Annotated in this window: 8 protein-coding genes and 1 pseudogene; 1 reads left to right on the top strand and 8 read right to left on the bottom strand. The window is 71.9% G+C overall.

What is annotated here, in order from left to right; genetic code table 11:
* Positions 1–142: 142 nt before the first annotated feature.
* The 8 genes and pseudogenes from FHY05_RS02810 to FHY05_RS02775 all read right to left on the bottom strand — a co-directional run.
* Positions 143–586, bottom strand: a pseudogene (locus FHY05_RS02810) (TauD/TfdA dioxygenase family protein); the annotation flags it as partial.
* The gene (locus tag FHY05_RS02805) at positions 564–2,660 is read right to left on the bottom strand and encodes a glutaminase family protein (protein WP_183942859.1); all 2,097 of its coding nucleotides are present in this window, start codon (positions 2,658–2,660) and stop codon (positions 564–566) included. The pseudogene FHY05_RS02810 and the gene FHY05_RS02805, both read right to left, overlap by 23 nt.
* Before the next feature lie 327 nt (positions 2,661–2,987).
* Positions 2,988–3,854: an SGNH/GDSL hydrolase family protein gene (locus tag FHY05_RS02800; protein ID WP_183942858.1), complete on the bottom strand. Its 867-nt coding sequence runs from the start codon at positions 3,852–3,854 to the stop codon at positions 2,988–2,990.
* Positions 3,854–5,005 (bottom strand): glycoside hydrolase family 76 protein, encoded by a 1,152-nt coding sequence (locus FHY05_RS02795; RefSeq protein ID WP_183942857.1) that lies wholly within the window; start codon positions 5,003–5,005, stop codon positions 3,854–3,856. The genes FHY05_RS02800 and FHY05_RS02795 overlap by 1 nt, the downstream gene beginning before the upstream one ends.
* A complete protein-coding gene (locus FHY05_RS02790) occupies positions 5,005–7,791 on the bottom strand; it encodes a TonB-dependent receptor (protein ID WP_183942856.1) in 2,787 nt (928 codons plus the stop codon). Before FHY05_RS02790 ends, FHY05_RS02795 begins: the two co-directional genes overlap by 1 nt.
* 36 nt (positions 7,792–7,827) lie before the next feature.
* Complete coding sequence (locus FHY05_RS02785; protein ID WP_221190941.1) at positions 7,828–9,552, bottom strand: class I mannose-6-phosphate isomerase; 1,725 nt, start codon at positions 9,550–9,552, stop codon at positions 7,828–7,830.
* Complete coding sequence (locus tag FHY05_RS02780) at positions 9,539–10,468, bottom strand: ROK family protein (protein ID WP_183942855.1); 930 nt, start codon at positions 10,466–10,468, stop codon at positions 9,539–9,541. The genes FHY05_RS02785 and FHY05_RS02780 overlap by 14 nt, the downstream gene beginning before the upstream one ends.
* The gene (locus tag FHY05_RS02775) at positions 10,465–11,802 is read right to left on the bottom strand and encodes a sugar porter family MFS transporter (protein WP_183942854.1); all 1,338 of its coding nucleotides are present in this window, start codon (positions 11,800–11,802) and stop codon (positions 10,465–10,467) included. Before FHY05_RS02775 ends, FHY05_RS02780 begins: the two co-directional genes overlap by 4 nt.
* A gap of 259 nt (positions 11,803–12,061) precedes the next feature.
* On the opposite strand from FHY05_RS02775, the gene FHY05_RS02770 reads away from it, so the two are divergent.
* On the top strand, positions 12,062–13,249 hold the full coding sequence (locus tag FHY05_RS02770; protein WP_183942853.1) for an ROK family transcriptional regulator: 1,188 nt from the start codon (positions 12,062–12,064) through the stop codon (positions 13,247–13,249).
* Positions 13,250–13,256: the final 7 nt, after the last annotated feature.

Below are 13,256 nucleotides of genomic sequence, written 5' to 3'. Positions count from 1 at the left end.
GGGATGTTTCGGGAAGAAGATCCACGAGGGGTCGTTCCGGTCGGCTTAGCTGCCGCCCGCGGCCGGACGGCGGTTCAGGGTTGCCGAGACGACGTGACGCGCCGTGGGGGTGGCGGCTCTCAACCTATCATAGGTTCGGAGGTCATCGTCGCTGGATCAGCATCGTAGTCGATCGCGCGACCTTGAGCTCCGCTAGGTGCGCCGGGCGCGATTGACGGCTGGTGCGGCCGTCGACCGGGACCGGCGCCTCGTCGTGGATGGTGACGCGGCGGACGACGCGGCGCTGATCGGCGTCGTCCGCGAGCGCGTGTCGTTGCGTCGCCTGATTGTCCCACATCGCGACGTCGCCCTCGCGCCGCACCCGGCGGCGGGTGTTCTCCCTCCGGATCACATGCACCTGGAAGGTCTCGAACAGCCGCTGCGATCCGCTGCTGCCGAGCCCGACGAAGCGCTTGAAGAAGGCGCCGAGCACCAGCGCGCGCTCGCCCACGAGCGGGTGTTCGGCGCGGAGCAGCGTGCGGCGGCTGATCGAACAGCCCTGCCTGTCCTCCTCGCTGTCGGGCTCACTCCGCGGCGCGCGCGGCCCATTTGCGCCACAGCGCCGGGTCGTCGAGCATCTTGATGTACACGCCGCCGACCACCGCGCGCGCCTGGAAGCCGACCTGCGCGCCGTCGCTGGTCTCGTACCAGTCGCTCAGCGGCACGCGCGTCGGCGTCTCCTGCATGTAGCGGTGGAGCGGCTCGACCAGGCCCTCGAAGGTGGCGCGGTCGTCGGCGAGCGTGGCGCTCCACGTGATCCAGTCGAGCTTGGTGTAGGTCTTGCGGCTGTCGAGCGGCAGGCCGTACTTGCCCTGGTGGCGCTGGTAGAAGGCCAGCTCGCTGCGCCGGAGCGACGCCGGGAACAGCCCGCGGCCCAGCACCTTGTCCCAGACGAGATTGTACTTCTGGCTCCACGTGCCGGGTTGGTCGAAGGCGAGCCTGGTGTGGTCGCCGTCCCGCGCCATCACCTGCCAGCGCGCCGCCATCTGCCGGGCGGTGGTGCGATAGCGCGCCGCGTCCTGCTTCTTGCCGAGCAGCCGCGCCAGCTCGGCATAAGCGTCGATTGCGCTGATCGCCTTGATCGACAGGTTGGTGTTGTGCGCGAGATGCCCGGCGAAGTCATCGGTGCTGAGCTGGTTCTCGGGATCGAGCCCCTTGTCGCGCAGGAACTCCGCCCATCGCGTCAGCAGCGGCCAGTAGCGCCGGGCGAAGTCGGCGTTGCCCTGCACCTTGGCGAGTGCGCCGATCATCAGCAGCATGTTGCCGCTCTCCTCGACCGGCATCTGGTCGTCCTCGCTGCGCTCCCCGCCGCCATAGACCTGCCCGTTGGCCTGCGGGTAGGTGCCGATGTCGTGGGGCGCGAACGGGAAGCGCCACCGCGGCATGGTCGCGTAATCGAGGATCGGGCGCAGCTGCGCCTCGAGCAGGCGCGGGTTGAGCAGCAGGTAGAAGGGCGAGGTGGGATAGGTGATGTCCACCGTCGCGATGCAGCCGTTGCTGAAATTCTCCTTGGAGAAATAGAGCGGCGTGCCGTCGATGTCGGCGACCAGCTTGTGCGCGGCGAGCGTCTGTCGATACGCGAGCACCGCCAGCTCGGCATAGGCGCGGCCGCCGGCTCGCTCGAGGTCGGCGGTGAGCTCGCGGTCGAAGGCGGCGGCGCGCTCGCGTAGCGCCGGCTCGTCGTGCTCGGCGACCTGGAGCAACTGCGCCATCGTCATGCCGTCGCGGCGCCAGTAAGCGGGCAGGCGGCGCTTGAAATATTCGATGGAATCGATGTCGTCATAGGCGAGCATCGCGCGTCGCGTCACCGCCTCGGCGCCGACGCTGCCGAGGTCGAAGCGCGCCGCGAGCAGCGGGCGGTTCTGGTGGGCCAGCCGCGGCATGGCGAGATCGTCGGGTAACGGCGCGGTGCCGTCGCGGAAGGCGGCGCGCTCGCCCTCGCCGATCGTGGCGGTGGTGGTGCCGGGCTGCTGCGGCACCGCGAGCTGCGCCCAGCCCCAGTCGATCCGCACGTTGTCACCGACCTTCTGGAGCACCTGCTGCGAGGTAGTGCCGACGCGCAGCACCGCCATGTCGCCGACGCGGCTGCTGCCCCACACCACCTGCTGCTGCTCGTCGTTGACCGCGAGCTGCGCGCTGGCGTCGACATAGACCTGCACCGCGTGCGCGCGCCCGTCGATCGAGCGGACCGTCCAGCTGAGATAGCTGACCGGGCGCGAGACGAGGTCGAGGTCGTCGGGCAGCGCGGGCGAGAGGAAGGTGGCGGTGAGCCGCACCCCGCCGCCGTCGAAGTCGTAGCTGGTGCGCGTCGGGGTGAGCTCGCGCGACACCTGCGTCATCGTGTCGCCGCGCCCGCCGCCCATGAAGCGCAGCGCCTTGCCGTCGACACGGACCCAGCCGCTGATCTGCTGCTCGCTGCCGGTCCAGTGCCGCGTCGGCGCGTCGTTGAGCTTGTCGGTCAGGCTCCACAGGCTGAAGTACGGATCGTGCGCCACCAGCGGGGTGGCGGGCGTGCGTGTGGTGACCGGCGCCTGCGCGTGGAGCGGCGCGGTGAGCGGCAGCGCGACGAGGCAGGCGAGCGTGAGCGCGCGGGCGGCGAGACGTTTGCCCCTGATCGTCATGTAAACTCTCTCCCCTGCCCCTCTTCTAAGCGGCTTGCGGAAAGAGCTATCCCGGCCAGTCCATAAAAGAAAGCATGTAATCTTATTAACCTAGCCGGTCGCGTGAGATACGTCACGTCTGCCACCTTGGCGTCCGCGGAGCCAGGGCGTCCCGCACGCTTATGCGCCCTGAGCCGATCATTCGGCGGGGCGAGTGGCTCGACTTTGCCCAGGACGCAGCTATCTTCCATCATAAGTGGCTGCTGCCGTTCACCTTTATGATGACGTCGCGTCGAACACTCCTCGGCGGTCTGGTGATCGATGAACGATCCCGAGTTCCCGCCGCTCTCACCCTTTACTGGACATCAGCCGGCTCGCCGACCTGGGCGCGTGCGGTCGCCCGATGGTCGCGTCGAGTAATCGGACGAGGGCCGTGGCCACCGCGGCATGTCCGGCGGCGGTCGGATGCCATGACGCCCCTGTGTCCGAGTGGCCGACGGCATAGGGCTCGGCCGAGCAGGAATCATGACCGCGCGACAGCGCGCCGGCGCGCAGCAGCGTCGCGCGCTCGCGCCGCGCCACCGCGGCGGTGAGTCGCGCGAGCCGGCGGAAGGTCGCGCGCGCGCGCGCCAGCGCGGCCGCATCATAGGGGATCGAGGCGCACGGCCGCGCCGGCAGCATGTCGAGATAGCCGACGAAGGCGAGCTGGGCGCGCGGGGCGCGGCGGTGCACCGCGCGCGCGACCCGCGTGAGGTTGCGCTCCAGTCGCGCCCATTCTGCCGCGGTCGGCGCGGGTGGACGGTCGCAGCGCGTCGCGCTGCCCTCGCGCGGCGGCACACATTCGGCGCGCGCGAGATCGGCGACGAGATGGACGTCGTTGCCCCCGATCGTCACCGTCACCAGCCGGGTCGCGGGGGTGAGATGGTCGAGTTGGGCGGGAAGCTCGTCCCACCGGTGGAGCAGATGCTCCGTGGTGGCGCCGCCGCAGCTCGCGTCGACGAGGTCGAGGTGGAGCCGCGCCGCGACCAGCCGGGGGTAGTTGTTGACGGTCTGGCCGCAGCGCACCGGCGTGGACGGCGCCGGTGCGCCGATCCGCGCGCCCGCCGCGTAGGAGCTGCCGAGCGCCACATAGGTCGACGCCGCCGGCAACGGATCGGGAGAGGCGGGCGCGGCTGACGCGGCGGTGAGCGCGAGCAGCGCGACGGCACCGCGCATCAGTACAGCATCGCCCAGTCGGTCGGTCGCCACGCCGACACCGCCTCCACCTGCACCAGCGCGGCGGTGTCGATCAGCTCGGCGCGGCGCCCGGCGAACTGGACGAGCCCGTCGGCGTTGCGGCGCCGGCGCCATATCCGGTCGGCGTAGCCGCGCATCGCGTCGCGGTCGCGGCGGTCGCGCGTCGCGTCGGCGAGCAGCAGCAGGTTCTTGAAATAGATCGCGTTGAAGGGCGGGGGCTGGTCGTCGACCTGGCCGGCCGCGACGATCTGCTCGCGGCTCGCCGCGGCGATGCGGCGCGCCTCGGCGAGATAGCGCGCCTCGCCGGTGGCGCGCCACAGCAGGACGTTGACGCCGACCGGCACGCCCTGGTTGTAGCTCCACACCCGCGGCTCGATCGTGCCGTCGCGCTTGATATGGTCGGCGTAGAGGCCGTCGCGGCGCTGCAAGGTCGCGTTGGTCCAGCGATAGTAGCGCAGCGCGTCGTCGAGATAGGCGCGCTCGCGCGTGATCAGGTACAGGCGCACGCCGAGCTCGGCGGCGGGCATGTTCGACACGGTGTTGCGGTCGCCATTGTCGCTTTTCTGCGTCCACACCACCCCGCCCGGTGAGGGCAGCCCCTTCTCCTCGGACCAGCCCGAGCGCACCAGTGCGAAGATCGCGCGTGCGCGGCGCAGCGACTCGGCGTCGCGGCGGAACAGGTGGTGCTGCACCTCGGCGAGGCCGACCCACTCATTGTCGTCGTAATAGAGGTCGTCGCCGTGGCCGAGCGGCGCGACCACCTTGGCGAGGTGACCGGCGATCCCGGTCGTCGAGCTCGTCGACCAGTAACGCTGCTGCGCCGCGCGCACTCTGTCGAGCGCGGGCGCGAAGCGGCGCCCCGCGGCGCCGGGCATCATCGCGAGGTCGAGCAGCGCGACATGCGCCTGCGAGAAGGGCCACTCGGTCGAGTAGCGTTCGTCGCCCGCGCGCGGCGGGTGGTACTCGCGGTAGAGCCCGGTGCCGTCGCCCACCGCGAACGCCTTCTCGAGCGCCGAATGCCAGGCGAGCGCGCGCGCGCCCGGGGCGGGGTCGGTCGCCGCGGTACCGCGCGCGCCGGCGAGCGCGAGCGCGCCGCCGACGAACGCGCGGCGCGTCGGATGCGCCGCCATCAGAAGCGGAACCGCGCGCCGAGCGCGAAGACGCGGCTCTCGTAGCGCACGTCGCGCGGGTAGCTGGCGTTGGCCAGCCCCGGCACCGCGCGCAGCGCGCGATAGGGCGAGCCGGTGATGTTGCTGACGTCGAAGGTCAGCGTCACCGCCTCGACCGCGGCGACCGAGAGCGAGAAGTCGAGCCGCTCGATCGGTCGGTTGAACTCGGCGCCGATCAGCTGCCCGGCGTTGTCGGTGGCGAAGAAATTGGTCACGCGCGAGCGCCAGTTGTACGCCAGCCGCGCCGACACCGGCCCCTTCTCGTAGATGCCGACCGCGTTGTAGCTCCACTTCGACACGCCGGGGATATCGCTGTCCTGCCCGGCCTCGCCGAGTGCGATCGGCAGCGCCTGCGACGCGTCGATATAGGTGGCGTTGAGCTGGGTGCCGAAGCCGCTCAGCACGCCCGGCAGGAAGTCGAAGAAGGTCTGGAACGCCACCTCGGCGCCCTGCAATCGGCCCTTGCCGCCGTTCTCGGGCCGGTTGACCGTCACGAGCGTGGGGTAGCCGAGGTCGACCTGGCTGTTGAGGTTGGTGATGAAGCCCTGCACGTCGCGGCGGAAGATCGCACCGGTCAGCGAGCCGGTCTTGGAGAAATACCATTCCAGCGAGGCATCATAGTTGGTCGACAGGATGGGTTGCAGGTTGATGTTGCCGCTGTTGCCGGTGATCGGGGTCACGCCGGGGCTGCCGATCGTCACCGCCGGGTTGAGCTGGTTGTACTCGGGCCGGGTGCGCGTCTCGGTCGCGGAGAGGCGGAGCTGGAGCTGGTCGGTGAACTTGGCGCGGAACGAGGCGCTGGGCAGCACGTCGACATAGTTCTGCCGCGAGGTGGTGGTCTCCAGCACGCCGCCGACCAAAGCGTTGCCGGTCAGCTGCGCCTTGGTGTTGACGATGCGCGCGCCGATCACCCCGTCCACGGGCACGCCGCCGACGTCGAAGCCGTAGTGGAACTGGCCGTAGAAGGCGTAGGATTTCTCCAGCGCGTCGAGCCGCTCGTTCTGGACGTAAGCGGGAATCTCGGAGTCCCAAAGCGCGCGCTCGGTCAGCGCGGCGGGGGTGCCGATCTGCTCCAGCCCGCTCCGCGCGAGATCGCGCAGCGCCTCGATATTGTCGACGATCCCCGCGCGCGTCGGCGCGTACCATTGGCTCAGCCCGGGGGCCTGGCCGCCGCGGAAGCCGCGGTCGATCGGCGTGCCGGTGTCCCCGCCGGGGATGTCGGAGAGGCGCAGGCCGAGCGGGCGCAGCGTGGCATAGCGGCCGCCGCTCTGCAGCCGCGCGTCGCGGTCCGTCAGGCGGAAGCCGACGTCGAGCTGGGTGATGACGGGCAGCTCGGTGTCGAGCTTGAGGTCGACGCGCCACTGGATGCCCTTGCCCGTCGCCAGCGAGCGGCGATCGTAGATGCCGCGCAGGATGTAGCTGTTGGGATCGTTGGCGGCGAAGCCGGGTAGGCCGAACTGGGCGCCACCGTCCTGCCCGCCGATGTCGAACACGAGGTTGGCGGACTGCGCGGTCGCCGGCGCGAAGTCGACGTTATAGTCGGTATATTCGGCCTTGGAGTCGGTATAGGCGAAGTCGGTCGTCAGCGTCGCGCGGCCGGTCTTCCACGATCCGCCGATCGCGCCCTGATAGGCGTTGGTGCGCCCCGCGCGTGTGCTGCGCGAGAAGTCGATGCCGCGGCCGTTGGCGAAATCGGGGGTGACGGTGACGCTCTCGAGCGTGCCGGGCTCGGCGGCGTTGAGCACGATGTTGGTCAGCGCCGGGTTGTTGTTGACGAGGTCGAAGCCGGCGAAATCGTTGGCGACGTCGGTCCGCGCGCCCTGGAACAGCCCGTCGACGTAGAATTCGAGGTTGGGGGCGGGGCGCCACTGGAGCGTGCCGTTGACCGATGGCCGCCAGCGCTTGCCGCGGTCGTAATAGACGCCGGCGCTCTCGGGCAGCACGAAGTCGCGCGGGCCGTCGACCGGCTGGTTCGCGCCCGGGCTGACGATGTTGCCGTTGATGTAGCGCGACGAGGTCAGATAGTGGAGCTGGGTGTAGGACACGTTCACCAGCGCGCCGAGCTCGCCGATCGCGGTGTCCCAGCGGTCGGTCACCAGCACGTTGAAGTTCGGGTCGTACTTGCGCGCCTGGTCGCCGTAGGTGCCGCGCACCGCGCCCGCGATCTGGAAACCGTCGAAGTCGAACGGGCGGCGCGAGCGCACGTTGATCAGGCCGGCGATGCCGCCCTCGATCAGGTCGGCGCTGGTGGTCTTGTACACCTCCAGCCCGGCGAGCGCGCCGGCGGGGAAGTCCTGCAGCGCGACGTTGCGCAGCTCGGCGGTGAACATCTCGCGGCCGTTGTAGGTGGTGGTCAGGTTGGGCAGGCCGCGAACCTGCACGCCGCCGGCCTCGTCGCTGCTGCGGTTGACCTGCACGCCGGTGATCCGCGCCAGCGCCTCGGAGGCGTTGTTGTCGGGCAACTTGCCGATGTCCTCGGCGACCACCGCGTCGACGATCTGGTCGGAGTCGCGCTTGAGCGCCTGCGCGGTCTGGAGGCTGCGGCGCAGCCCGGTGACGACGATGTCGTCCGAGCCCGGTGCCGCGGCGACCGCGCCGTCCGCCGCGGCCGGCGGCCCGGCCTCCGCCGGCGCCTCTCCCTGCGGCGAAGCGGGCGGCGCGTCCTGCGCCACTGCGGCGGCGGGCCACAGCGAGGCCGCGGCGAGCGCGAGCGCGGAGGTCCGCGCGAGCTGGTGCAACTGGATCATGGTCACTCTCCCCTGCGTTCTTGTCGTCGCTGTCGTTTACTGGTCGGTCGGTCGCACCCAGGCGCGCATCACCGCGCAGGTCGCGCCGGGCGGCGCGAGCGAGCGCAGCCGGTAGCGGCCGAGCGCCGCCGGGATCACGAAGGTCTCGGCATAATGGACCTCGAAGGGCGCGAACGCCTCGGTCGGGCTCTCCACCACCGCCGCCGCGCCGGCGACGAGGTTGAGGACGTTGAGCGTGCCCGCAGTGTCGAGCTCGACGCTCGTCTCGAACCAGGCGCGCTCGGTCTCGATGAATTCCAGCGGGTGGAGCCCGGTGCGCTCGCGGCGCCAGTCGCTCCCGCTGGCGACGGGCGTGACCTGGTTGACCAGCTCGGTGCGAGTCACCGTCTCGCGGCGCGTCCAGTCGATGTTGGCGAGGCCGTGCTCGAGGTGGATCGGGCGCGGGCGACCGTCGAGCCCGAGCCGGCCCCAGTCCCACAGCTTGAAGGTGAAGATATACGGCGTGGCGCTGATCTCGAGCACCATCGCGTCGCACCCGGAGCAGTGGATCGTGCCGGCCGGGATCAGGAAATGGTCGTGCGCGCGCGCGGGCAGGCGGTTGACCAGCGCGTCGACGTCGGGCGCTGGCCCGCCCGCCTGCGCCACGATCAGCGTGGCGGCGACGCCGTCTGGCTCGGCCGCGTCGGTGAGCCCGAGATAGACGCAGGCGTCAGCCCCGGCGTCGAGCAGGTAATAGCTCTCGTCCTGGGTGTAGGGCAGGCCGAAGGCGGCGCGCGCGTAGTCGGCGCGCGGGTGGACCTGGAGCGAGAGGTTGCCGCCCTCAATCGTGTCGAGCAGGTCGAAGCGGATCGGGAATTCGGCACCGAAGCGCGCGACGATGTCGCCGCCGAGCAGCCTGTCGGGGCGGAGCCGCACGAGGTCGAGCGCGGGGAGCTCGAACGCCTCCTCGCCGAAGCCGAGCAGCAGGCTGTTCTCCTCCGGCACGCAGTCGAAGCACCAGGCGTAATTGGGCGGGCCCTCGGGCAGGTCGAAGGTGCGCCGCATCCACTGCCCGCCCCACGGCCCGGCGTCGAAGAAGGGGACGACGCGGAATGGGCGCGCGGCGACCGCGTCGAGCGCGCGATGGTAGGTGTCGCCCGCGATCATCCGCGGCACCGGCCCGTTCGCCTCCACCACGAAGTCGGCCTCGCGCAGCAGCGCGTATTTGACCGCGTCGCCGACGCGCCAGTCGACGAAGAAGGCGCGACGATAGAGGTCCGCCGCGCGCGCTTGGCGTTCGCTTCCTCCGAGGTTGGCGATCTCACCGCGGCGCTGGCGCTGCTGGAGCTCCCAGCGCGCCATGGCGACATAGACCAGCCGGTCGCGCGCGGGCAGCACGGTGGCGGCGCCCGGACCGACGACGATCGTGCGACGACCCGACACGCGCCCCGCGCGCCATGCCCCGACCTGGGCCGCGTCGAGCAGGTCGGCGATGCCGATCGACGGGAAGCGCGCGAACACCGGGTCGTCGCCGAGCAGCGCGTCGATCTCGGCGTCGAGCACCGCGGGGTCGCGGAACAGCGCGGCGGTGTCCACCACCTCTGCGTCGGGCCAGGCCTCGCGCAGCACCGCGACGATCGCCGCGACCGGGGCGCCGGGATAGCATTCGACGCAGAGATCGCTCGCGACGGCGAGGTGCGGCAGGATCGCGTCCCACCCGACCAGGCAGGCGTCCGCCGCGTCGTCGACGCGGACGACGGGCCGCTTGTCATAGCTGGTCACGATGGCTCTCCCACAGCGGCGTGGCGGCGAGCAGCGCGGCGTCGGCGCCGAGCGCGCCGCGCAGCACCAGCGGCGGCTCGCCCAGACACCAGGCGTGGCGGCGGACATGCGCCTGGATGAACGGCACCACCTCCGCCGCCGCGGCGACCCCGCCGGTGACCAGCACGCGGGTCGCGTCATAGGCGTGCACGAGGTTGAGCGCGGCGGCGGCCCAGGCGGCGAGGCAGGCGGCGCGCACCGTGCCCGCGCCCGCGTCGCCGCCGCGCGCGAGGTCGAACACCGCCTTGACGTCGGGCGCGGCGAGGTCGTGGAGCGCGCCGCGCCGCGGCAGCGCCGCGATCAGCCGCGGCAGCGCCCAGCTCGACGCCAGCGCCTCGGCGCAGCCGACGTTGCCGCACCGGCAGGCCGGCCCGTCGATCGCGACGGTGAGATGGCCGCCGAGCACCGACGCATGCCCGCTCCGCCCGCGCACCACCGCGCCCCGCATCAGCGCGGCCGAGCCGATCCCGGTGCCGAGGCTGAGCAGCACCGCGTCGTCGGCGTCGCGCAGCGCGCCGAAGCGATGCTCGCCGAGCAGCGCCATGCGCCCGTCGACCTCGAGCAGCAGCGCGAGGCCGAGCCGCTCGCGCGACCAGCCGGCGAAGTCGAAGCCGACCGCGTCCTCGAACTTGCCCGCCGGGGTGGAGACGACGCGGCCCGAGCGCGGGTCGACCAGGCCGGGGAAGGCGACCGTCACGCCGGCGGCGGGTTCGCTCCCGCGCAGCGCCGCCAGATGCGCCTCCAGCGCTGGCAGCAGTGCTGCGAGCGAGGTCGGCGCGGTCACTTTCAGCTCGCGCCGGCCCTCCACCGTGCCGCCGCGGACGCGCGCGCAGGCGACGTGCGAGCCGCCCACGTCGACCGCGAGATAGGCGGTCATCGCGCCGTCTCCGCCGCGCCGCGCATCTGCCGCTCGATCTGCTCGAGCGACGCACCGCGCGTCTCGGGGAACCAGCGGGACACCAGCACGCACTGCGCCGCCATGCACGCCGCGAAGAACAGGAAGGGCGCGGCCGGCGACGCGGCGGCGGCGACCGGGAAGATCGCGGCGACCAGAGCGTCGAACAGCCAGATCGTGCCCGCGCCCAGCGCCTGGCCCGCGGCGCGCGCGTGCGCCGGGAAGATCTCGCTGAGATAGACCCAGATCACCGCACCCTGCGAGGTGGCGAAGGCGGCGATGAAGCCGACCAGCACCGCCAGCATCAGCGCGCGCGGCAGCAGGCCGAGCATGATCGCGGTCGCGGCGAGCAGCAGCACCGCCATCGCCGCGCCGCCGACGAGGAGGAGCGGGCGGCGGCCGAGCCGGTCGATCAGCGCCATGCCGACCAGCGTGAAGACGAGATTGGCCGCGCCGACGGCGATCGCCTGCAGGTCGGCGGAGACCTGGCGGAACCCGGCCGCCGCGAAGATGTCGTTGAGATAATAGAGGATGGCGTTGATGCCGGTGAGCTGGTTGAGCGCCCCCAGCACGATCGCGAGGATCATCGGCCGCGGCGCCTCGCGCCACAGCGACGCCAACGACACCGCGCGCGACGGCGGGGCAGGGGGCACGTCGACGGCCTCGTCGCCGTGGAGTAGCAGCGCCGCCGCCGCGGCCTCGTCGCGGCGGCCGCGCAGCATCAGCCAGCGCGGACTGTCGGGCACCGCGACGAGCAGCAGCTGGAACAGCGCGGCGGGCAGCGCGGTGAGCCCGAGCTTCCACCGCCACGCCGTCGCCGCGTCGGCCAGCAGCGCGCCGACCGCGGCGTTGCTGGCGTAGGCAAGCAGGATGCCGGTGACGATGCTGACCTGGAAGCTGCCGACGATCGCGCCGCGGCGCGCGGGCGGCGCCACCTCGGCGAGATACACCGGCGCGAGCACCGAGGAGGCGCCGATCGCGACGCCGGCCATGACGCGGAACAGGATCAGCGCGGCCCAGTCCCATGCCAGCGCGCAGCCGAGGCCAGAGACGAGGTAGAGCGCGGCGGCGAGCCGTAGGCCCGCGCGCGCGCCGCGGCGATCACCGTACACGCCGGCCACCGCGGCCCCGACCATCGTGCCCAGCAGCGCGGACGAGACCGTCACGCCCAGGGCAGCGGGCGACAGGCCGAACTGCGCGCGCAACGCGCCGGTCACGCCGGCAATCACCGCGGTGTCGAAGCCGAAGAGCAGCCCGGAGAGCGAGACCGCGAACGCGGTGAACAACAGGCGCGCGCGCGGTGCTGCACTGCCCATGGCACGCTCCTCCCTACCGGAGGCGACACGATGCGATCGCGCCACCCTCTCCCTCCTGCCTCGCCGTGTTGCGCTTCGTGTCACACGCTCCAGCGTGCGCCGCGATCGGGGCAGTTGCCGTTCTTTCCCGCGAACCAGCGGGCACGTCAATTAAAAAAGAAAGTAAGTGTAAGTTTGATGGCGGGCGGCAGTTGTGCGCGGCAGGCGTGGCGTTTACCTGTGAAAGACCGCTTCCCCGCACCCGATCCGGAGACCCGTCTTGTCCCTGCCACCTCATGCGACGGGAGCGAGCGAGTCGGGCCAGCGGTCGCTGCACGGCACCAACCCGGCGCGCGCGGGCGAGCGCAACGAACGTCTCGTGCTCGAGGCGATCCTGCGCGCGGGGGAGTCGACGCGCCTTCAACTCGCGGAGCAGACCGGCCTGTCGCCCGCGGCGATCGCGAACATCACCCAGCGACTGACCGATCGCGGCTTCGTGTTCGAGAAGGGTCGGCGCACCGGCGTGCGCGGCATGCCCGCGATCCGCTTCGCGGTGAACCCCGACGGCTGCTTCAGCTACGGCGTCAACATCGACCGCGACCATGTCACGCTGGTGGCGCTGGATCTCACCGGCGCGGTGCGCGCGCGCTACACGCAGGAGATCGACTTCGCCGCGCCGCGCGCCGTCACCGCCTTCATCGGCGACGCCCTCGCCACGTTGCGGGGTGAGCGGCTGATCGACGGCGACCGCGTGCTCGGCATGGGGGTGGCACTGCCGGGCGGGCTGGGGCACGTCGACCTGCCCGGCCTGCCGCGCGCCTACGCGGAGTGGGACAGCGTCGACCTGCCCGCGCTGCTCGCGCCGCTCGGCACATGGCCGGTGATCACGGAGAACGACGCGGCCGCGGCGGCGATCGGCGAGGCGCGCTTCGGCAGCGGGCTGACGCACCGCAGCTTCTTCTACGTCCTGCTCTCCGCCGGTCTGGGTGGCGGGCTGGTCGTGGCGGGCAGCTATCACCACGGCGCGACCGGCCGCGCCGGGCGGATCGGCTTCCTTTCCGACCGCGCCGGCGCGCCGCTCCAGTCGATCGTGTCGCTCTCGGCGCTCAAGGCCGATCTCGCCGCGCACGGCATCGCGCCGATCGCGCCCGCCGAGCTGGCGAGCGCCGAGGCCGACGCGACCGCGGTGATCAACGGCTGGATCGAGCGCGCCGCCGCGGCGCTGGCGAGGCCGGTCGCGACGATCAGCTGCCTGATCGATCCCGGCGCGATCGTGATCGGCGGGCGGCTGCCGGTGCCGCTGATCGACCGGCTCACCGCCGCGATCGAGCGGCACCGCGACGCGGTGGACGATCCGGTGGTGCCCGCCGCGCCCGTGCTGACCGCGCAGCTCGCCGCCGACGCCCCCGCGATCGGCGCGGCGATCCTGCCCTTCAACGACCTCGTCTTCCTGTCCGCCGCCGACTGAGCCGCGC

This window comes from Sphingomonas sp. BK580 (genome assembly GCF_014194975.1).
Lineage (GTDB): Bacteria > Pseudomonadota > Alphaproteobacteria > Sphingomonadales > Sphingomonadaceae > Sphingomonas.
This window is presented reverse-complemented; position numbering and strand designations above follow the sequence as displayed.